The sequence below is a fragment of the Flavobacterium poyangense genome (genome assembly GCF_011751075.1).
Lineage (GTDB): Bacteria > Bacteroidota > Bacteroidia > Flavobacteriales > Flavobacteriaceae > Flavobacterium > Flavobacterium poyangense.
Genome location: NZ_JAALLN010000018.1, coordinates 1 through 22645, shown reverse-complemented (window position 1 = coordinate 22645; position 22645 = coordinate 1). Strand labels below are relative to the sequence as shown.

The window sequence follows — 22645 nt, the reverse complement described above, 5'->3', positions numbered from 1 at the left end:
ACGCGCACCATGCCAGTAAAGATTTTAATGGTTTGTTTGGGGAATATATGCAGATCTCCTTTAGCTGAAGGAATTTTAGCCTCCAAGTTGCCCAAAAATACATTTCTGGTAGATTCTGCAGGAACCGGCTCCTGGCATGTTGGTCACTCACCCGATAAACGTTCTATTGCCGTTGCTCAAAAAAATGGCCTGGATATCAGTCATCAAAAAGGAAGACAATTTAAAACTGCTGACTTCGATGAATTTGATTATATATATGTAATGGATATTTCCAATTACCACGATGTAACTCTTCTTGCCAAAACACCGGAACACAAAAACAAGGTACAACTTATTCTAAATGAGTTATTTCCTGACGAAAACGTAGATGTTCCTGATCCCTATTTTGGAGCCTCTAATGGCTTTGACAATGTTTACGAAATGCTGGACGAAGCAACAGAGCTAATTGCCAGAAAACTTATCGAAAAATATTCATAACTTGCCTCCTTTCAATTGACTTGTAAAAAAGACAATTGAGAGCTAATCTGTTTATAAATTTAAAGAAACGCACATGAAACTTCTAGGAAAATTATATTTGATTCCAACCACTATGGGCGAAAGCGATCCGATGGACGTTTTACCGCAAACAGTAAGAAGAAGTATCGAACTTATAGATTATTACATAGTCGAAAACGACAAAACGGCCCGAAAATCTATAAAAGCGGTTTATCCAGAAAAGAAACAATCCGAATTGGTTCTTTTTACACTCAACAAACGTACAGAGCCAAGCGAACATTTAGACTTTATAAAACCTTTACTGGAAGGAAAAAACATGGGACTAATGAGCGAAGCCGGCTGTCCCGGTGTTGCCGATCCGGGTGCTGTGATTGTAAAATTGGCACATGAAAAAGGAATCCAGGTTGTTCCTTTAGTTGGGCCCTCATCTATTTTATTAGCCATGATGGCTTCCGGAATGAATGGCCAGAGTTTTACTTTCAATGGGTATTTACCAATTGACAAAGACGAAAAAAAATCGGCATTAAAGTATTTTGAAAAATTATCACACGATAAAAACCAATCTCAGCTTTTTATAGAAACGCCGTATCGAAACAACAAACTGGTTGAAGATATTTTACAAATTCTAAATCCGGCCACTCATCTTTGTATCGCTACAGACATTACCTTACCAACAGAATTCATTAAAACAATGCGCATTTCGGACTGGAAAAAACTCAAAGTTGACCTTCATAACCGACCAACTATTTTTATCATTCACAAGATGTAAACCAACACCAAAACCACCATAAAATGAAGAAGTTTTTTATTCTAATTCTGATTTGCACCGTACAAACTATTTTTTCTCAAACCACTAAGAAAGAGGGTGTACTTACCATAGACGAGCCCACAAGTAAAATCCCGCCACAAGGAGCCGTTCCTAATGATGATAACAGCGTTTATAACACAGCAGGAATAGATATAAAACCTGAATTTCCTGGGGGAATAGAGGCTTTTAATAAATATGTAGAGCAAAACTTCAAAATTCCAAATACAAACACGGCACTTAAAGGAAAAATTTACGCAACCTTCATCATAGAAAAAGATGGATCGTTAAGCGATATTAAAATATTAAGAGATATTGGTTATGAGACCGGAAAGGAAGCCATTCGTGTTCTAAAAGGTGCTCCAAAATGGATTCCCGGAAAAGCAAACAATAAACTAGTTAGAGTTCTTTATTCTCTGCCAGTTTCTGTAAATAATTTTGTAAAATAATTTTTAATAAAAAATCATTTCTTATCGTATATTTAACTCACAAGTTTCTAACCTCAAAACTTACTCATGAGTAAATTACCCAATATCACTACCAGTATTTTTACGGTCATGTCAAAAATGGCCGCTGAATACAATGCGATTAATCTCTCGCAGGGATTTCCTAATTTCCCGGTTGATGAACGATTAACTCAAATCTTAGCCAAGTTAACGACTGAAAATGTACACCAATATACGCCAATGGCCGGTTATCCGCCGTTGATGAGTCAAATTGCGAAATTAGTTAAGGGTTCTTACAACAGAACAATCGAACCTGAAACAGAAATTTTGGTTACTGCAGGTGCCACTCAAGGGATTTTTACTACGATTCTGGCTTTAGTAAAATCGGGAGATGAAGTACTAATTCTCGATCCGAGTTATGATTCTTATGAATCACCTGTTTTACTTTGCAATGCAAAACCAATAAGAGTTGCTCTAAACGATGATTACACGCCAAACTGGGAAAGAATAGAAAAATCCTGTTCTTCAAAGAGCAAAATGATTATCATCAACAACCCTCATAATCCGACAGGAAAAATCCTAAAGGAAGAGGATTTTCTTGAACTCGAAAAAATACTTTCAAAATATCCTGATCTTCTTGTCTTATCTGACGAAGTTTACGAATACATCACTTTTGAAGAGAAACACATTTCGGCACACACCAGAGAAGCTTTACTAAATCGTTGTATCATGATTTCGTCTTTCGGAAAATCATTCCATATTACGGGCTGGAAGATTGGCTATGCTGTAGCACCGGACTATTTGATGAGAGAAATCAAAAAGGTACATCAGTTTTTGGTTTTTAGTGTCAATAGTATTTCACAGGTCGCAATCAGTCAGTATTTAGATGTGGTAGACGTGAATCTTTTGGGAAAATTCTATCAGGAGAAAAGAGATTATTTTCAAAAACTATTACAAAACAGCCGATTTGAATTAAAACCCTGTGAGGGCACTTATTTTCAGGTTGCTTCTTATGCTGCTATTTCAAACGAAGACGATGTTACTTTTTGCAAAAAACTAATCACAGATCATGGTGTTGCTGCCATTCCGATATCGACTTTCTACTCCGATCATAAAGATCAAAAATTAATACGCTTTTGCTTTGCCAAAGATGACTTTACTTTAGAAGCTGCTGCGAAAAAATTATGTACTATATAAATTTTATCAAAATTTTATAACGATATTATGCATGCATACTATATATTTGATTAATATTGTAAAAAAAAGAAAATATGAGCTATACAGATAAAATGTTACGAGATGATGCTTTACAAGGCAAAGTGATTGTAGTTACAGGCGGTGGAAGTGGTTTAGGAAAAGCCATGACGAAATACTTCTTAGAATTAGGAGCTCAGGTAGCGATTACTTCAAGAGATTTAGAAAAGCTAAAAAATACGGCAACAGAGCTGGAAGCTGAAACCGGTGGAAAATGTTTGCCACTTCAATGTGATGTTCGTCATTATGAGGAAGTAGAAAACATGCTTCAGGAAGTTTTAAAGACTTTCGGTAAAGTAGATGTTCTTCTGAACAATGCGGCCGGAAATTTTATTTCTCCAACAGAAAGATTATCTGCAAATGCATTTGACACTGTTATTGACATTGTTCTTAAAGGTTCTAAAAACTGTACATTGGCTTTTGGAAAACACTGGATCGACAGCAAACAGAAATCAGCTACGATTTTAAATATTGTTACCACTTATGCCTGGACTGGTTCTGCTTATGTAGTACCAAGTGCTACAGCAAAAGCGGGAGTTTTGGCAATGACACGAAGTCTTGCGGTAGAATGGGCCAAATACGGAATTCGTTCTAATGCTATTGCTCCGGGACCATTCCCAACTAAAGGCGCCTGGGACAGATTATTGCCTGGAGATTTAGCTGAAAAATTTGATATGGCCAAAAAAGTACCTTTAAAACGTGTAGGCGATCATCAGGAGTTGGCTAATTTAGCCGCTTATTTGGTTTCTGATTTCTCTGCTTATGTAAACGGCGATGTTATCACAATTGATGGTGGTGAATGGCTGAAAGGTGCCGGACAATTTAATTTACTGGAGGCTATACCGGAAGAACTTTGGGATCAGCTTGAAATGATGATAAAAGCAAAAAAGAATAAATAATTAATGTGCTTACTAAATTCAGAATATTTTCAAAAAACTATACTGATTGCACTAAATCCCGATGGCTATTGTTGTCGGGATTTTTTTTTGCTTTTTTTAAACCATATAAGTGATATAAGAAAATGTAAGCTTTGCGGAATTGTTGGCTTAGGTTTAAGAACATTGAAGTTTCTCACGTAGCCTTCGATTTCGCTCAGGGTGACATTCGGATTTTTATAATTATGTGCTCAGCATAAAATGAACTTACATCACTTATATGGTTTAACAACAGTACAGTTTCTCACGCAGCCTTTGACTCCGCTCAGGGTGACATTGGGTTTGCCAATAATTAAGTTCCCAGGATTAAATGAACTTATATTACTTATATGGTTTAACAACAGTAAAATTTCTCACATAACCTTCGATTTCGCTCAGGGTGACATTCGGATTGGCCTGTAATTAAGCCTTCAACATAAAATGAACTTACATCACTTATATGGTTTAAAACAATTATTTAGTTTAAACAATTCGCAATTAACCCGCATAATCTTAACCGCTCCTTAAACTTCTGCTTGTAAATTCAATTTTAAAGTTTGGATTCCATTATGTATCCACTTAAATTATTATTTTTGCCAAACAAATATATAACAACAAATTTATGCTCATTATTGGACTTGCAGGAGGAACAGGAAGTGGAAAAACAACAGTAGTACACCAAATCATGAATGAATTACCGGACACAGAAGTGGGCGTAATTTCTCAGGATTCATACTATAAAGAAACCACTAATCTATCATTTGACGAAAGAGCATTAATTAATTTTGATCACCCACGTGCGATTGACTTTGAATTATTGGTAAAACACCTAAAAGCATTAAAAGCCGGAGAAACAATCAATCAACCTGTATATTCATTTATACAACACAACAGAACCGACGACACGGTTTCTACGCATCCGAGAAAAGTAATGATCGTTGAAGGGATTCTAATCTTGACAAATCCCGAGCTACGTGATCTTTTTGATATTAAAATATACGTTCACGCAGATTCAGACGAAAGATTAATCCGTCGTTTGAAACGTGATATTTCAGAACGTGGTCGTGATATTGATGAAGTTTTAACACGTTATCAGAACACCTTAAAACCTATGCATGAGCAATTTATAGAACCTTCAAAAGCTTTTGCAGACATCATTATACCAAACGACAAATACAATACCGTAGCAATTGATGTCGTTCGCGCCGTAATAAATCAGCGAATTTTATAATTTTTATTGTAAATTTATTGCATTAAAGCTAAAAGCCATTACCCGATTTCCCTTTATCTTTTTATAACGCTAAAACGATAAAAAGATAAAGGAATTACCGGGTTAAAAGAGGAATCAAATACTAAAAATACAACCGATTAAAATGAAAATAACAAACCCTTTCAAAGGAAAATCCTGGCTCAGTCTTCTGGGCAATAAATACGTTTGGGTATTATTATTTTTTGTGGTCTGGATGTTATTTTTAGACAATTACTCCTATTTTGATCATCGCTTTCTAGACCAGCAAATTGAAGAACTCGAAGACAATAAAAAATACTATCAGGAGGAAATCAGAAAAGATCAGGAACAGATCAAACTATTAAAAAATCCTGAACAAATAGAAAAATATGCCCGCGAAAAATACTTTATGAAAAAAGACAGCGAAGACATATATATCATTCAATTTGAAGGAGACACTATTCAGGAAACTAAAGAATAATCAGAAAAAAAACCACTAAATGGCTACTACCCTATTCGACGATTTTAGTCCAATTTCATCCAAACAATGGAAACAAAAAATTCAGTTTGAACTGGATGGGGCTGATTATAACGAAACCGTAATTTGGAATTCCCCTGAAGACATTCAGGTAAAACCATTTTACCATAGAGATGAATTCTCAAAAGCTGCCAGCGTAGAAACAAAAGTAACCGAATTCAAAATTTGTCAAAACATCTTTGTTTATGATATTGAGAAATCAATTCAGAGAGCGTTAAATACGATTGAAAGAGGAGCTGAAAGCCTTCGATTTACGATTGAAAACGAAAAAACAAACATTCAGCAACTACTGGAAAGTCTTCCTTTAGAAAACAAAATCGTTTACTTTAATTTGAATTTTATTTCAATCGATTTCGTTAAACAACTGGATGTTATTGCTATTCAAAAAAAGAGTACTTTTTATTGTAATTTAGACCCGATTGGTCATCTTGCAAAAGAAGGAAACTGGTTTACTACTCCTGATAAAACTAATTTTGAGACCATTGAATTGATTTCAAAAGCAACTTCAAATATCTCTTTATTAAGTGTAGACCTGGGGCTCTACCAAAATGCAGGAGCTACAATCACACAACAAATTGCGTATAGCTTAGCACATGCTAACGAATACTTAAACCGTTTGCCTAACGTAACAAAACAAATTGTATTTCAGGTTTCGGTTGGAACTAACTATTTTTTTGAAATTGCTAAACTTCGTGCGTTGCGAATGCTTTTCAAATTAATAGCAAACGAATACAATCCGGAATTAGACTGTCATTTATTAGTTACACCAACCAAACGCAACAAAACAATTTATGATTATAATGTCAATATGCTTCGCACCACAACCGAATGCATGTCGGCCATTCTTGGTGGAGCAGACTCGATCGCCAATTTGCCTTATGATGCGCTGTATCATAAAGACAATGAATTTGGAGACCGAATTGCCCGAAATCAATTATTGGTTTTAAAACACGAAAGTTACTTTGACAAAGTAGATAATCCGGCTGACGGAAGTTATTATATCGAAAGCTTGACCATGCAGCTTGCAGAAAAAAGTTTGGCCCTCTTTAAAGATATTGAGGCCAATGGCGGTTTCCTAAAACTTTTAAATGACGGAACCATTAAAAAGAAAATTCAGGAAAGTGCTGCTAAAGAACAGGATTTATTCGATGCTAAAAAAGAAATTCTCTTAGGCACCAATAAATATCCGAACAAAGACGATAAAATGAAACACGATTTAGAATTGTTTCCTTTTGTAAAAATAAAACCAAGAAAAACATTAATTACGCCCATAATAGAGAAAAGACTAGCTGAAAAGCTGGAACAGGAACGATTGGAGTTAGAGTAATCATATATTCAAAGTAATTAAAAAACAACTCAAAAGAGTGTTTCCATGATAAGAAAAGACCTTACACATATAAAGTTAGAAGTTAAAAGTCAGAAGTTAGAAGTTGCACAGGGAAGTCAACAGGCTGACGGTAACTTTTTAACCGCAGAAGGAATTGAGATCAAAAAAACGTATTCTGAAAAAGATACTAAGGATTTGGAATTTCTTAATTTCGGAGCGGGATATGCACCCAATTTACGTGGGCCTTATGCCACTATGTACGTAAGGCGTCCGTGGACAATTCGTCAATACGCAGGATTCTCTACGGCAGAAGAAAGTAATGCCTTTTACAGAAGAAATCTTGCCGCCGGACAAAAAGGGTTATCCATTGCCTTTGATTTACCTACACACCGCGGTTACGATTCAGACCACGAACGTGTTGTCGGTGATGTCGGAAAAGCTGGTGTGGCTATCGATTCTGTTGAAGATATGAAAGTACTTTTTGATCAGATCCCATTAGATGAAATGTCCGTTTCAATGACAATGAATGGTGCCGTTTTACCTATTATGGCATTCTATATTGTTGCGGCAGAAGAGCAAGGAGTTGCCATACAAAAACTTTCAGGAACAATACAAAATGATATCCTGAAAGAATTTATGGTTAGAAACACCTACATCTATCCGCCAACGCCTTCTATGAAAATAATTGCTGATATTTTTGAATTTACAAGCAAGAAAATGCCAAAATTCAATTCGATCTCCATCTCCGGATATCATATGCAGGAAGCCGGTGCAACAGCTGATATTGAATTGGCTTACACATTGGCAGATGGTTTAGAATACATCAGAACCGGCCTTTCGACCGGAATGACGATTGATGAATTTGCTCCGCGTCTTTCTTTTTTCTGGGCAATTGGTATGAATCATTTTATGGAGATTGCCAAAATGAGAGCCGGAAGAATGATTTGGGCAAAATTAATTCAGCAATTTAATCCAAAAAGCGATAAATCACTGGCATTAAGAACCCATTGTCAAACCAGTGGTTGGAGCTTAACAGAACAAGATCCTTTTAATAATGTTGCCAGAACTTGTATTGAAGCAACAGCGGCAGCCTTTGGAGGAACACAATCTTTGCACACCAATGCCTTAGATGAAGCAATTGCTCTGCCAACTGATTTCTCTGCAAGGATTGCCCGTAACACTCAAATATTTTTACAGGAAGAAACAAAGATCACTAAAACTGTTGATCCTTGGGCAGGTAGCTATTATGTCGAAAGTCTAACCAACGAAATTGTAAAAAGCACCTGGAAACTGATCGAGGAAGTCGAAGAATTAGGTGGAATGACAAAAGCAATTGAAGCAGGAATTCCAAAACTAAGAATCGAAGAAGCAGCAGCCAGAAAACAAGCAAGAATTGACAGCGGACAGGATATTATTGTTGGTGTAAATCAATTTAGATTAGAAAAAGAAGATCCTTTACATATTCTAGATGTAGACAACCAGATGGTTCGTAAGCAACAAATAGAACGTTTAGAAGAAATAAAATCAAAAAGAGATACTGAAAAAGTAAATCAATCACTGGAAAAATTAATTCTTTGTGCCAAAACCGGACAAGGTAATTTACTTGAAATCGCTGTTGAAGCTGCCAGAAACAGAGCAACTTTAGGCGAAATCAGTGATGCTTTGGAAAGTACTTTCGGAAGATTCAAAGCACAAATTAAATCCTTTAGCGGTGTGTATAGTGCAGCAATAAAAAACGATGAAAGTTTTGAAAAAGCAAAGCAATTAGCCGATGCCTTTGCAAAACAGGAAGGAAGACGTCCGAGAATCATGATTGCCAAAATGGGACAAGACGGACATGATCGTGGCGCAAAAGTAGTTGCAACCGGCTACGCCGATGTTGGTTTTGACGTAGACATAGGTCCACTTTTCCAAACCCCTGCTGAAGCTGCCAAACAAGCGGTAGAAAATGACGTACATATTTTAGGCGTTTCATCTTTGGCTGCAGGTCATAAAACTTTGGTTCCGCAGGTAATCGAAGAACTTAAAAAACACGGTCGCGAAGATATAATGGTAATTGTAGGTGGAGTAATTCCGGCACAAGACTATCAATATTTATTTGATGCCGGTGCAGTAGCCGTTTTTGGTCCCGGAACTAAAATTAGTGAAGCAGCTATAAAAATTCTTGATATTTTAATTGACTAAAGATTATAACAAACTAATTCAAAAAGGGAGACATTATGTCTCTCTTTTTTTATTTATAATTTTTTCTCTAACCTTGTCAATTCTCACGTAAAAGACCTAATTGAAACTTTGTCATTCCTGACATGACTACTTACTTTGTCATTCCAAGAATGAGGAATCACACTAGGAGCTCAACACAGTATGTCGCCAATCTTTGTCGAATTACTGGTGTGATTTCTCCTAAAGTCGAAATGACAAATCACCACTTACTTTGTCAGAAATGACAAATGATTACTTACTTTGTCATTCCGAAGAATGAGGAATCACACTAGAAACTCCACATAGTATGTCGCCAATCTTTGTCGAATTACTGGTGTGATTTCTCCTAAAGTCGAAATGACAAATCACCACTTACTTTGTCAGAAATGACAAATGATTACTTACTTTGTCATTCCGAAGAATGAGGAATCACACTAGAAACTCCACATAGTATGTCGCCAATCTTTGTCGAATTACTGGTGTGATTTCTCCTAAAGTCGAAATGACAAATCACCACTTACTTTGTCAGAAAAGGCAAATGACTACTTACTTTGTCATTCCGAAGAATGAGGAATCACAATAGAAGCACCACACAGTATGTCGCCAATCTTTGTAGAATTACTGGTGTGATTTCTCCTAAAGTCGAAATGACAAATTACCACTTATCTATGCAATTTCTACGTCGCCAAAACAAAACAAACAAGAATCAAATGAAATATGCATATTCGTATAAAAAAATAATATGTTCAATCCTCATTTCCGTTATCATACTTATTACGTTTACATTATCACAAACAAATATCGCTCTAGCTATTATATTGGTGTAACCAATAATTTAAGAGCAAGATTACGTCAACACAAAGAGAACATAGAAAACAAAACGAAAACATTTGCTTCAAGATACAACATTAAGTTTTTAGTTTATTATGAAAAATTTACTTGGATACAGGAAGCAATTGCTAGAGAGAAGCAATTAAAAAAATGGAATAGAAGCAAAAAGCTAATGTTAATTAGAGAACAAAATCCAGCATTTGAATTTCTTAATCACCTTTTTGAGTAGTAAAACATAAAAACTTTTACTTGATTAAAGAGACATACTAAACGAAATAGGTAATCGTTTGTCATTCCGAAGAATGAGGAATCGAGCTAGGAGCTCCGCACAGTATGTCACCAATTATTGTCGAAGTACGGGTGTAATTTCTCCTTCATCGAAAGGACATACTAAACGAAGTAGGTAATCGTTTGTCATTCCGAAGAATGAGGAATCGCACTAGGTGCTCCACACAGTATATCGCCAAACTTTGCCGAATTATTGGTGTGATTTCTCCTAAAGTCGAAATGACATACTAAACGAAGTAGGTAATCGTTTGTCATTCCGAAGAATGAGGAATCGCACTAGGTGCTCCACACAGTATATCGCCAAACTTTGCCGAATTATTGGTGTGATTTCTCCTAAAGTCGAAATGACATACTAAACGAAGTAGGTAATCGTTTGTCATTCCGAAGAATGAGGAATCGCACTAGGTGCTCCACACAGTATATCGCCAAACTTTGCCGAATTATTGGTGTGATTTCTCCTGCGTCGAAATGACATAATTAAACAAATTAGATAATCATTCCTGTAAATGACACATTCAACGCGAATCATCCAACACAAAAGACTCAACACAAAAAAACCTGCTCTAAAAGCAGGTTTTTTTATAAAGTTTACACTTTACTAATCGTTTATTGTAGCATTACTATCTGCTTCAATATAAGAAAGGTCATAACCACCAAAGGCTTTCATGTAGCTTCTCAACGAAGTACCAAAGGCATCTCTAAAATGTCTGTTTCCTTTGTTTTTAAAGAAGTTTTTTACTGAACCAGCTCCTCCAAGGTGTGCGGCAGCCAAAATTCCGGATTCGGTAATTTCGACACCACTAATCACTTTCCCTTCGTACTTTTCGATTTCGTTACGCAAAATCCATTTGTTTTTGGACAATAACGTTACAAATGCTTTTTCCTGTAAAGCGGGATCTTTCAAAAAGGCTTTCTCATTACGAACACCAATTGCCCTTAATGCTTGAGAGCCAAATTGGTATTTTCCCATGTACCCTAAAGAATTAACTAATCGGTACTTCCCTTGAGATTCTTTAAAAGCTACTGCTTCTTTAAAAGCAATAAGGCGATTTCCGGTGTAGGGAAAATTGTAATTTAAATTAGGATAATCATCCTTTTCTTGCGATGGAAATAAGTATTCGGATCCATCTGTTTTTTCGATTAGAAACCAAGGTTTGGTTTCCAGATTAAAGGGTTTAAAACCCAAACTTAAAAATGTAATAACTACGATTAAACTCGAGTAAAAGTACCATTTCTTTATCATAAATTGTTTTTCTTCAAAACGCTGTCACCTTTTTGAAATTTCTACGCTGCAAAGGTAAAACAATTTACAAATATACTGATAATCAATAAGTTATATTTTTTAAAAATAAAACGCATGCGCCCTAAGCCCTTTGCTGGCAGTGTATTCCAAGGTTGGCGCCGGAATTTTAATCGTGTTCAAAACCGAAAAAATAGTTTTCAAAAAATGCGATTTTGTGTTAATTTTAGCTAAATCAACGTCAAAACTAAGAAAAAACTGACGATATCTTTCAGGATTTTCGACCGAAATCGGAATTTCGTTTTGCACATTTCCCGATAACATACCCTCCGCTCCATATCCGAAAGCGACATTTAACCACTTCGGAATTTTTGATTTTTTGGCAAAAGAATGAAGATTTACAGAAAGCCAATACGTTTGTCCATTATAATCTTTTAGAATCTGCTCATTTAGTGAAGCTCCTAATACATTTGGTCTCTGATTGGCGTATGAAGTTGTATGAAAAGAAAACTTTGGTGTAATGCGTTGCTCTTTCCAAAGTAATTCCTGAGAGACATACAATGCGGTTCCGGCTGTGTTGGCAATAATATCCCCCGAAGAAGCTCCCCATTCAGAAGAATAGCCATCCAACACTTCGACAGCTGCTAAAAAAACAAAACCTATACCTGCACCGTAAATTAGTTGTTTTTTAGTACTGGCACCACTCCAATTGAGCGCTTCTGCACCAAATCTTCCTAAATGATAGGCAGAGTAGAAATGCCCCACTTTATCCATTTGCAGCCATTCTTTATTATCATTTATAAAATGAAAATTTGACTTGGGATAATCGGAATACCACAGCTGATGTAAACCAATTAAAGTGGCTGAAGCCAAAGTAGCTTCAGTCACTATAACTGTATTTTGTCTTTTTAGATTTAAAGTATCTGAAGGCGTCAAAAAAGCGTCAATTTTACTTTGAGCTTTCATCAGTTGAAAATTCAAAAAAAGTAAAACCAATAAAATAAGGATCTTTTTTAAACTCAAAACTATCTTGTTACGCCCTGACTGGCAATCCAGTCTGAATATTTTTTTGCATTTATGGTATGCTGTTCGTAAGTCGAAGCAAATTCGTGGTATCCAAAACGATCTACGCTGGCACAAAAATAAATATAATCATGCTTCTCCGGATTTAGAACAGCATCAAGAGCAGTAATGTCAGGCATCGCAATTGGCCCCGGAGGAAGGCCTATATTTACATAAGTGTTATATGGAGATTTCATTACCAAATCATTATAAAAAACTCTTTTAATAACCTGGTCGAAATCATTATCTCTTAATTTCAAAGCATAAATAACAGTTGGATCAGCTTGTAATGGCATCGCCAAACGCAAACGGTTTAAATATACCCCTGCGATACGAGGTCTTTCATCTTTTTTAACGGATTCTTTATGAACAATAGACGCCAAAATTGTAGCCTGAACCGGAGTTAATCCCTGTGCTTTTGCTTTTGCAATTCTTTCAGTTGTCCAGAAATTATGATACTCTTTGATCATTTTATCGCGAAACTTCACTGCAGAAGTATTCCAATAAACTTCATAGGTATTCGGAATAAACATGGCAAAAACATTTTCTTCATTGAAACCGTTTTCTTTTAAGAAAGTCGAATCTTTAATCGCTTTCATCAGCGACAAACTGTCTGCTTCGATCTGAGCCCCCACTTTTCCAGCAAAATTCTCTAAACGCTCCTGATTATTAAAAGCCAATTTTACAGGGATATTAGAACGCATCGCTCGAACCAAATCGATATTATTCATATCTTTTTTAAGCAAAAAACGACCCGGCTTCACATTTTCCGGATAACTTCTTTTATTGGCAACCATCTCAAAATTTTCGAAATTTTTGATGTATGGATGCAATATTTTTTTCACATCCGTATAATTAGCTCCGGTAGGAACGTATACGTATACTTCTTTTTCTTCGAATTTAGTATTGGCACTAAAAATTCTACTGATTAAAATAAATCCGTAAATCATTAAAACTGAAATTACGGCTACGGCAGCTAACGTGATTATTTTTTTTATACTCAAAGCTAAGATTTTAAATTTGTTTGTTAATTAACTGAAAAATTGCTTCGTCCTGATACTGGTTGTTTACCAATATCCAATCTTTTTTAATTCCTATTTCCTTGAAGCCAAATTTAGTAAAAAGTGCTATACTGGCTACATTTCCCACATTAATATTTGCATATAATTGATGCAGGTTTAAATTGTAAAAAGCATATTTAATTAGCAACTCTAAAGCCTCAGAACCAATATTTTGATTCCTGTTGTCTTTACTTTGAATCACAATTCCAACTCCGGCCCTATTATTTTTAGGATCAAATTCAAATAAATCAATCAATCCAACCGCCGGAAAATCTTCATCCTGACAAATCGCCAATCGCAATTGTTTGGCTTCATAAATATCCTGATGTGCATTTTCGAGATACTGACGCACTAAAAATCTACTGTAGGGTGTTTGGGTATTACTGACTTCCCAAATACTCTGATCGTTTTCCATGGCATACACGAATTCCAGATCATTAGGTTCTAATGCCCTCAGATATACCGAATCACCTTTGAGAGTTATCATTTGTTGATTTTAGATTGTAGATTGTTGATTGTAGATTGTTGATTTTAGATTTTGAACTGTAATTCGGGAATTAAGTGCTAAAATTAAATTTCTATCGTTCCTTTAAAAACAAATTTTGCAGGTCCGGTTAAGAAAACATTCGAAAAATGATCTCCTATTTTATCAAAAGAAACGATCAGTTTTCCACCTTCAACATTCAAATTAATTGAAGTTTTATCAGTCTGACCAGTTGCATTCATCGCAATAGCAACAGCCGTAGCACCAGTTCCGCAAGCTAAAGTTTCGTCTTCAACACCTCTTTCGTAAGTACGAAGTGAGAAAGTACTATCGTCGACTTTTTTCACAAAATTAACATTGCTTCCTTTTTCTCCATACAAGACACCGTAACGAATTGCTGCTCCGTTTTCTTTTACATTATAATGCTCTAAATCTTCAACGATTTGCACATGGTGCGGAGAGCCAGTATTTAAAAAAGTATAAGAATCTTGCTTCTGGATTTCATCAACATCTATCATTTGCAACGAAATAATAGCATCTTCTCCAACCGTCGCATGATGCAAACCATCTGTTGCGATAAAAGTTGTTTTGTTTTCAATTACGCCCAACTGATTGGCAAAAGCGACCAGACAACGACCACCGTTTCCACACATTGAACTCTGATTTCCATCTGAATTATAATACACCATTCTAAAATCAGTTTCAGAGTCATTTTCGAGTAAAATAAGTCCGTCAGCACCGATTCCAAATCGTCTGTCACACAGTCGTTCAATCAGTTTAATATTGTCTTTTGGGAAAAAATCAGAGCGATTGTCAATCATCACAAAATCGTTCCCTGTACCTTGATATTTATAAAATTCTACTTGCATTTTTAGTCTTTAAGAAGTACAAAAGTACGAACTATTAATTAATGAAATGTTAATCATTGTTAAAGAGCGTTAAACCATTTTTCTAAATAATTTTTTGAAGTAATTTTACGTTAAATAACTTAAATATAAATTCTAATTATGAAAAGATTTTCAGCCTTATTTTTAGTGTCATTATTCAGCGGCGCTATTACCCTTGGTGCTTACAAGTTATTATTTGAAAGCAACACTTCTTTTTTTGGAAAAGGAAATTCTGTTGTTACTCTCGCTCCAAATTCGTTTGGCAAAAATGTTGGATTGGCCGCAGAGACTGTAGATTTCACAGCAGCCGCAGATAAAACGATTCACACGGTTGTTCACGTAAAAAACGTCTCACGAAGAACGGTCAGTAATCCTATGATGGAATTTTTCTATGGCTACGGCGGGCAACAACAGCAAGAACAGGTCGGAACCGGTTCAGGTGTCATTATTTCTGAAGACGGATATATTGTAACCAACAATCACGTGATCAAAGATGCATCGGAAATTGAAATTACCCTGAACAATAAAAAATCATATACCGCCAAACTTATTGGTACAGATTCTAAAATGGATATTGCATTGCTAAAAATCAATGCAGATGAAAAACTTCCTTACACCACTTTTGCAAATTCAGATTCTGTAAAAATTGGCGAATGGGTTTTGGCTGTTGGAAATCCGTATAATTTAACGTCAACGGTAACTGCCGGAATTGTTTCGGCAAAAGCCAGAAATTTAGATACGAAGGGTATTCAATCCTTTATTCAGACTGATGCTGCGGTAAATCCTGGAAACAGTGGTGGTGCTTTGGTTAATACACGTGGTGAATTAATTGGTATCAATACTATGATCTCTTCCATGACGGGTTCTTATGTGGGATATTCTTTTGCTGTTCCTTCTAACATAGCCCGAAAAATTATTGAGGACATTATGGAATTTGGAAATGTTCAAAGAGGAATTTTAGGTGTTGAAGGAGGAGAATTAAACAGTACTGCTTCCAAAGAACTTGGCATTACCGAAACCCAAGGTTTCTATATTAATAAGGTAACCAAAAATTCGGGAGCAGAAAAAGCCGGACTAGCAAAAGGAGACATTATAATAAAACTGGATGAGCAAAATATTGCAACCTATGCCGATCTTTCAGGTTACATCAATGCTAAGCGTCCAAATGATGTTGTTAAAGTTACTTATATTAAAGACGGAAAAACCAGAACAGTACCGGTAACTTTAAGTAAAAATGAATTTTACAGTACCGAATTTAAAGGTATAGAACTGGAAAATATTGATTCTGCTGATAAAAAGAGATTCCGAATAGATTATGGTGTAAAAATCAAAAATATTACGAATGAAAATCTAATGCAATATCAAAACGAATTACAAGGCAATATCATCTTAAGTATCGATAATGTAAAAGCAATCAATATTGAGACGGTTTCCAGACTCTTAAATAAAAAAGATGAAGGACAAAGTATGCGTCTTGAAATGATAAATAAAAATGGTGAAATTCTAAGAATTATTATCTAAACATCTTATCTAAATTATAATTGAAAGCCATCTTAAAAATAAGATGGCTTTTTTACTTCTATTGCCCAAAAACAATTTAAGTTTTGGTTGCCGGAACCCTCTTTTATTTAAAATGTAAGAAAATATTTTTTTTGCATGGCATTCAAAAAAAAATGCTAAAATAGTTTACGAAATCGATTGAAATGGGTACTTTTGCGCAAAATTTTAAAATAGTGCCCTCTTTATTTTTTCAAATTTCCCATTATGAGCAAAAAATCTTTGTACCAAAAAGAAGTATCACTTCAAGTCGACCGAAGAAGAGCTGGTGTCGAATTAATCAAAATCATAAGTGATTTATGGTATGACAAATCCATCGAAATGGTTTTATTCAAAAATCAATTGTTGGATAAAAATGTAAGCGATATTATTAATTTACATCAATACGCAGGTGAGTTTGTTGGTAAACCCATCACCATTTTTGATTCTGTAGAAATTGCTCAGGTTATCCTGTCGTTAGATCTTCCTCCTTCCAAATTAGATTTAGGAAAACTAACATACGAATATCGTTTAGAAGATGAGAAATATCCTGATGCAAGATATTTTGTACTTGATAAATTGAAAGAAGCCAAATCATCTGAAGAAATTCAACCAAAAGATGTTGTTTTATATGGTTTTGGAAGAATTGGTCGTTTATTGGCCAGAGAATTAATGTCTAAAACCGGAAAAGGAAATCAATTACGTCTAAGAGCAATTGTAACTCGTGACAACAACGATGCAACTAGTTTAGAAAAGAGAGCTTCATTATTACGATATGATTCGATTCACGGAGATTTTCAAGGATCTGTAACTACTGACCCTAAAAACAATGCTTTGATCATTAATGGAACTACTGTTCATATGATCACCGCAAATACACCGGAAGAAATCGATTATACACAATACGGAATCAACGACGCATTGATCATTGACAATACCGGAGTCTTTACTACAGAAGCAGCTTTACAAAGACATTTGACTTCAAATGGTGCTGGTAAAGTTTTATTGACTGCTCCAGGAAAAGGAGTTCCTAATATTGTACATGGTGTAAACCACAACGAATATAATCCTGATGAGATCGATATTTTCTCAGCAGCGTCTTGCACTACAAATGCCATTACACCGGTTTTAAAAGCTATCGAAGACACTTTAGGAGTTGTAAAAGGTCATTTAGAAACCATTCACGCCTATACAAACGACCAAAATTTAGTGGATAACATGCACAAAAAATACCGTCGTGGAAGAGCTGCAGCTTTAAATATGGTCATCACCGAAACGGGAGCCGGAAGTGCTGTAGCAAAGGCCTTGCCTTCACTAGAAGGTAAATTAACTTCAAATGCAATTAGAGTTCCGGTTCCAAATGGTTCATTGGTAGTTCTTAATTTAGAAGTTAAAAAAGGAACGACCGTAGCTGCGATCAATAAAATAATGAAAAAATATGCTTTAGAAGGAGAATTGGTAGAGCAAATTAAATATTCATTAAATAATGAATTAGTTTCATCAGATATTGTTGGTACATCAGCACCTTCAATTTATGACAGTAATGCTACTATCGTATCTAAAGACGGAAAAAATATTGTATTGTACATCTGGTACGACAATGAATACGGTTATAGCCATCAGGTTATTCGTTTAGCCAAATATATTGCAAAAGTAAGACGTTTTACTTACTATTAATATACACCAAAACCAATGTTACACAAAACCATCAAGTTTTACTTGGTGGTTTTTTTATTTAAATAACTCAAGTTGCTCTTTGTGAAATGCAAAATGTGAAATGTGAGTCTCAGAATTTATAGTTTTTTTTTACAACAACCAAACCTTACTGAATAGAATACTTGCGAAAGTAAAAAACAACACTGATTACCATTTTCAAGAACCGAACATGGAGTTGCTAATTAATGTACTTCGACAATCCCTGTAAACTCTATCACCTTCTATCTCTATCTTGTACAATAAAACCATAAAACAAAACGCATCAAATTTCAGGCTTACATCTCACATTTTACATTATACATTTTACAACTCACAACGCACAACCCACAACTCACAAACAGCAGCTTAAATAGGTAAAACTGTCGTGCTTTTCACCTCCGACATTACAAAAACGGTGTTTAACAAAGAAACTTCCGGTAAAACTGATAATTTCTGCTGGTGAAAACGATGATAGCTTTCCATGTCCGGTATGATAATTTTGAGCATATAATCAAAATTCCCCGAAACATAATTACACTCTACGACCTCCGGCAAATTCAAAATCGACTGATTAAAACCTTCCGAAGTATCATACGTTTGTTTAGTCAAAGTGACTTGACAATAGACAGTAAGATTATTCCCTAATTTTTTTTTATTCAAAATCGTAACATATCGCTCTATAACTCCCTCTTTCTCAAGACGTTTCACCCGATCATGAACCGGTGTTAACGATAAATTGATCTTATTAGCAATGTCTTTTAACGTATAATGCGCATCTTCCTGCAAAAGTCGTAGGATTTTTTTGTCAGTTTCATCTAAAGCCATAACGAAAACGATATAAATTTTAATTCAAAAAAAGTCTTTTTTTCTTTTTCACGAAAGAAAAACACTTTCATAAAGAATATTTTCCTGTAAAAGTAACAAATAAAATAATATTTTCTTATTTATCAATCAATTATCAATAATATATTCTCTAACTGTAAATTTGTAAAAACAATTTCAAAAAACAAAAAAATATAACAATATGATAATAGGTGTTCCTAAAGAAATCAAGAATAACGAGAATCGTGTAGCCTTAACTCCAGCCGGAGTTTCTGAAATGAAAAAACACGGTCATGTAGTTTACGTTCAAGCAACTGCAGGTGTAGGTAGTGGTTTTGCTGATGAAGAATATGTAAAAGCTGGTGCGACAGTTTTAGCAACTATTGAAGAAGTATATGCTATCGCTGAAATGATTATCAAAGTAAAAGAGCCTATTGCTTCTGAATATCCATTAATCAAAAAAGATCAATTACTTTTTACCTACTTTCACTTTGCTTCATCTGAGCCATTAACACATGCTATGTTAGAAAGAGGAGCTGTATGTTTAGCTTACGAAACAGTTGAAAAAGCAGATCGTAGTTTACCTCTATTAGTTCCAATGTCTGAAGTTGCAGGTCGTATGGCTATTCAACAAGGAGCTAAATACCTTGAGAAACCATTAAAAGGAAGAGGAATTCTTTTAGGAGGTGTTCCAGGTGTACCACCGGCAAAAGTTTTAGTTTTAGGTGGAGGTATCGTTGGTACTCAAGCAGCTAAAATGGCAGCAGGTTTAGGAGCTCAGGTAACTATTATGGACTTAAGCTTACCACGTTTACGTCAATTAGATGATATTATGCCGGCTAACGTTAATACTGAAATGTCAAATCACTATAACATTACCAGAGCAATTGCTGATGCAGATTTAATTGTTGGTGCTGTTTTAATTCCAGGAGCAAAAGCACCTCACTTAATCACTCGTGATATGCTTAAATTAATGCGTCCGGGAACTGTTGTTGTTGACGTAGCAGTAGATCAAGGTGGTTGTATCGAGACTTGTACTCCAACAACTCACGAAAACCCAACTTTTATTATTGACGATATTGTTCACTACTGTGTAGCAAATATGCCAGGAGCTGTTCCTTACACCTCTACATTAGCTTTGACAAATGCTACTTTACCGTATGCTGTACAATTGGCTAACAAAGGATGGGAAAAAGCTTGTGCTGAAAATGAAGAATTGAAAAAAGGATTAAACGTTGCTAATGGAAAAATCCTTTACAAAGGAGTTGCTGAAGCATGGAATCTTCCTTTTAACGAAGAATTAGTGTTAGCAAACGCATAATACTAAATTAAATAAATGCTTACTAAATAAAAAGGCTTTTCTTAATTGAAAAGCCTTTTTTGCATAAAAGCCTGCTATTAAATCAAGCTTTATTATTTTTTGAGATTACTTCTCTTCATTTAAAATTTCCTGCAACACTTTTGCCTCAGTACCATTTGGAAAAGTAACTTTTACTTTTTGTGCTATTGTTGGTGCAATTTCAGTAATCGCTTTTTTATCATATGACTCTCCTTTTTTGATATGCCAGCCGTAAAAAATAGCAGGCACATGTGTATCATAACTATAAGGTGTTCCGTGTGATGTTCCTGTCGTTGAATACTCAATATTCCCTGGTTTGTCTACAATAATCAAATCTCCATTTTGAGTTACATCGTACCCTTTTGCCACAAAATTTAAGTAGTAATCATTTCCGGAATTAGCCAAAACCTCTTCTTCTGTATATACTTTCTTTACTTGTGGTTGTGCAATTAAAAAGTTCTTGAAGGCTTTTTTCACATTTACCAAATCTAATTTTTTCGCTTTAATAAGCGTTTTATTTAAGAATACATTAAAATTAGAATAGTTCAAAATCAAATCAACTCCAAAAGCTTTAACAGAGAAATCCTGTAAACTCTTCTTAACCTCTTTTCCAGGATAATTATTTACATCATACTTGCGATCTTTCAAATAGATTACATTCTCTGCACCCGCATGATCTGCTGTTAGAAAAAGCAAATAATTATCTTTTCCAACCGTTTTATCAAGATAATTCAGAAAGTCAGCAATAGTTTGGTCTAATCTCAAATAAGTATCCTGAAGCTCCATAGAACGAGGCCCTAACAAATGACCAACATAGTCCGTAGAAGAAAAACTAACAGTAAGGAAATCTGTAACATTATCTTTCCCTAACTCTTCTTTTTCGATTGCTTTCATGGCAAAATCTGCTAACAAATCATTACCAAATGGAGTAGCTCTCAAAATACCAGCATCATTTTTCTCATACATTGATTTCAAGTCATATGGAAAAACCGGTGCAGCACTTCCGTATAATTTCCCTTCGTAAGGATTATTATCCGGTAAACTTTCATTATATGTATCTGCTGACTTGTATAAATCCCAGCCTTTATTAATATAATTCAAATAACGTTTCTCCTTATTAAACTCTGTAACCCAATCAGGCAAATTATCACCGTAAAAGGTACTTGAAATAAAAGAACCTGTTTTACTATACCAAAATGCCCAATTTGCAAAGTGTCCGGCAGGTAAAATTGCCCCGCGATCTTTTAAACTGATACCAATTACTTTTCCGTTAAAATTTGTTGCCATTCTTACTTCATCTGTAATAGTAGTACTCTGCAAGTTTTTTGGCGACATCGCTCCTTCTTCTGCTGTACCCTCACCAACCGTTTTAACACTTGCATCATCTGTACAATACATTTCTTTACCAAGGGTTCTGCTAAACCACTCATTACCTACAATACCGTGTGTCGCCGGTGTAGTTCCTGTATAAATAGAAGCATGTCCCGGTGCAGTATAAGTTGGCATATAATTATAATGCATATTTTGAAAAGTATACCCATTATTCATTAATCTCTTAAAACCATTTGACGAAAAATCATCAGAAAACCGGTATAAATACTCCATTTTCATTTGATCAACCACAATACCTACAACTAATTTGGGGCGCTGTTGAGCACTTATATTTGTGATAACAAATAAGGCCAACAATAAGATACTTTTTTTCATATTTAGATTATAATTAAAAAACAAAAATACAGATTCACATTTAAAAACTCTAACCAGTCCCACTCTAAAAACCATTATTTACTATAATTTAACAGATTTTCAGAAGTTTACTAATCATTAGCAGCAATCCAATCTTTGCCGATTAAATACACACAAAGAAACACAACGATTTTTAAGATACTGTTTTTCCTCGCAAAGACGCAGAGACGCAGAGTTTTCTTTTTTCAGTTTCAAATTACTTTGCGCTTTTGCGTCTTTGCGTGACAATTCTCTATATTTCAACAAACAAGGATTACACAGAGCTGCACAAAGCAAGCACAGAGATTCGCTAAAATTTAGATTAAACTCTGTGTCTCTCTGTGTCTTCTTTGCGAATCTCTGCGAATCTCTGCGAAATTTAAAAAACGTTATAAAACAAAAAACCCCGTTCGTTAGAACAGGGTTTTTAAAAGAAAGGCGACGACATACTCTCCCACATAACTGC

At 35.1% G+C, this 22645-nt stretch carries 20 protein-coding genes; 13 read left to right on the top strand and 7 right to left on the bottom strand.

The annotated features are described in order from the left end of the window. The first annotated feature begins 9 nt into the window (after window positions 1–9). From G3A47_RS19310 to G3A47_RS19265, 10 genes are all read left to right on the top strand, one after another. The gene (locus G3A47_RS19310; RefSeq protein ID WP_166925378.1) at window positions 10–477 is read left to right on the top strand and encodes a low molecular weight protein-tyrosine-phosphatase; all 468 of its coding nucleotides are present in this window, start codon (window positions 10–12) and stop codon (window positions 475–477) included. Between the two features lie 73 nt (window positions 478–550). Continuing rightward, complete coding sequence (locus G3A47_RS19305) at window positions 551–1264, top strand: SAM-dependent methyltransferase (protein WP_166925376.1); 714 nt, start codon at window positions 551–553, stop codon at window positions 1262–1264. Window positions 1265–1287: 23 nt separating this feature from the next. Then, window positions 1288–1749 carry an energy transducer TonB gene (locus tag G3A47_RS19300; protein WP_166925374.1) on the top strand — a complete coding sequence of 154 codons (462 nt, stop codon included), beginning with the start codon at window positions 1288–1290 and terminating at the stop codon, window positions 1747–1749. A gap of 66 nt (window positions 1750–1815) precedes the next feature. Then, a complete protein-coding gene (locus tag G3A47_RS19295) occupies window positions 1816–2943 on the top strand; it encodes a methionine aminotransferase (protein ID WP_166925372.1) in 1128 nt (375 codons plus the stop codon). 74 nt (window positions 2944–3017) lie between these two features. Then, entirely contained in the window at window positions 3018–3899 is an 882-nt protein-coding gene (locus tag G3A47_RS19290; RefSeq protein WP_166925371.1) for an SDR family oxidoreductase, read from the top strand. Between the two features lie 637 nt (window positions 3900–4536). Next, complete coding sequence (udk, locus tag G3A47_RS19285; protein WP_166925369.1) at window positions 4537–5145, top strand: uridine kinase; 609 nt, start codon at window positions 4537–4539, stop codon at window positions 5143–5145. A gap of 142 nt (window positions 5146–5287) precedes the next feature. Next, window positions 5288–5623 carry an FtsB family cell division protein gene (locus G3A47_RS19280; RefSeq protein WP_166925367.1) on the top strand — a complete coding sequence of 112 codons (336 nt, stop codon included), beginning with the start codon at window positions 5288–5290 and terminating at the stop codon, window positions 5621–5623. A 19-nt stretch (window positions 5624–5642) separates the two neighbouring features. Next, on the top strand, window positions 5643–7007 hold the full coding sequence (locus G3A47_RS19275) for a methylmalonyl-CoA mutase subunit beta (protein ID WP_166925365.1): 1365 nt from the start codon (window positions 5643–5645) through the stop codon (window positions 7005–7007). A gap of 45 nt (window positions 7008–7052) precedes the next feature. Beyond that, window positions 7053–9191 (top strand): methylmalonyl-CoA mutase, encoded by a 2139-nt coding sequence (gene scpA, locus G3A47_RS19270; RefSeq protein WP_166925363.1) that lies wholly within the window; start codon window positions 7053–7055, stop codon window positions 9189–9191. Window positions 9192–9951: 760 nt separating this feature from the next. Next, window positions 9952–10269 carry a GIY-YIG nuclease family protein gene (locus tag G3A47_RS19265; RefSeq protein ID WP_166925361.1) on the top strand — a complete coding sequence of 106 codons (318 nt, stop codon included), beginning with the start codon at window positions 9952–9954 and terminating at the stop codon, window positions 10267–10269. Window positions 10270–10926: 657 nt separating this feature from the next. On the opposite strand, the gene G3A47_RS19260 is transcribed toward G3A47_RS19265, so the two are convergent. The 5 genes from G3A47_RS19260 to dapF all read right to left on the bottom strand — a co-directional run bounded on the left by G3A47_RS19260 (window position 10927) and on the right by dapF (window position 15044). Beyond that, the gene (locus tag G3A47_RS19260) at window positions 10927–11571 is read right to left on the bottom strand and encodes a peptidoglycan-binding protein LysM (protein ID WP_166925359.1); all 645 of its coding nucleotides are present in this window, start codon (window positions 11569–11571) and stop codon (window positions 10927–10929) included. A 99-nt stretch (window positions 11572–11670) separates the two neighbouring features. Then, window positions 11671–12534 (bottom strand): DUF2279 domain-containing protein, encoded by an 864-nt coding sequence (locus tag G3A47_RS19255; RefSeq protein ID WP_166925357.1) that lies wholly within the window; start codon window positions 12532–12534, stop codon window positions 11671–11673. A gap of 59 nt (window positions 12535–12593) precedes the next feature. Then, window positions 12594–13634, bottom strand: a complete 1041-nt coding sequence (gene mltG / locus G3A47_RS19250; protein ID WP_166925355.1) for an endolytic transglycosylase MltG — start codon at window positions 13632–13634, stop codon at window positions 12594–12596. Window positions 13635–13644: 10 nt separating this feature from the next. Continuing rightward, on the bottom strand, window positions 13645–14178 hold the full coding sequence (locus G3A47_RS19245; protein WP_166925353.1) for a GNAT family N-acetyltransferase: 534 nt from the start codon (window positions 14176–14178) through the stop codon (window positions 13645–13647). Between the two features lie 83 nt (window positions 14179–14261). After that, window positions 14262–15044, bottom strand: a complete 783-nt coding sequence (gene dapF, locus G3A47_RS19240) for a diaminopimelate epimerase (protein WP_166925351.1) — start codon at window positions 15042–15044, stop codon at window positions 14262–14264. 138 nt (window positions 15045–15182) lie between these two features. On the opposite strand from dapF, the gene G3A47_RS19235 reads away from it, so the two are divergent. Then, window positions 15183–16583, top strand: coding sequence for a S1C family serine protease (locus G3A47_RS19235; RefSeq protein ID WP_166925349.1), 1401 nt, complete (start codon window positions 15183–15185; stop codon window positions 16581–16583). 243 nt (window positions 16584–16826) lie between these two features. Further along, complete coding sequence (locus G3A47_RS19230; protein ID WP_166925347.1) at window positions 16827–18275, top strand: glyceraldehyde-3-phosphate dehydrogenase; 1449 nt, start codon at window positions 16827–16829, stop codon at window positions 18273–18275. Window positions 18276–18659: 384 nt separating this feature from the next. On the opposite strand, the gene G3A47_RS19225 is transcribed toward G3A47_RS19230, so the two are convergent. After that, the gene (locus tag G3A47_RS19225) at window positions 18660–19118 is read right to left on the bottom strand and encodes an Lrp/AsnC family transcriptional regulator (RefSeq protein ID WP_166925345.1); all 459 of its coding nucleotides are present in this window, start codon (window positions 19116–19118) and stop codon (window positions 18660–18662) included. A gap of 199 nt (window positions 19119–19317) precedes the next feature. On the opposite strand from G3A47_RS19225, the gene ald reads away from it, so the two are divergent. Further along, entirely contained in the window at window positions 19318–20436 is a 1119-nt protein-coding gene (gene ald, locus G3A47_RS19220) for an alanine dehydrogenase (protein WP_166925343.1), read from the top strand. Between the two features lie 105 nt (window positions 20437–20541). Here ald and pafA read toward each other — a convergent pair whose 3' ends face one another. Next, a complete protein-coding gene (gene pafA / locus G3A47_RS19215; protein ID WP_166925341.1) occupies window positions 20542–22161 on the bottom strand; it encodes an alkaline phosphatase PafA in 1620 nt (539 codons plus the stop codon). Window positions 22162–22645: the final 484 nt, after the last annotated feature.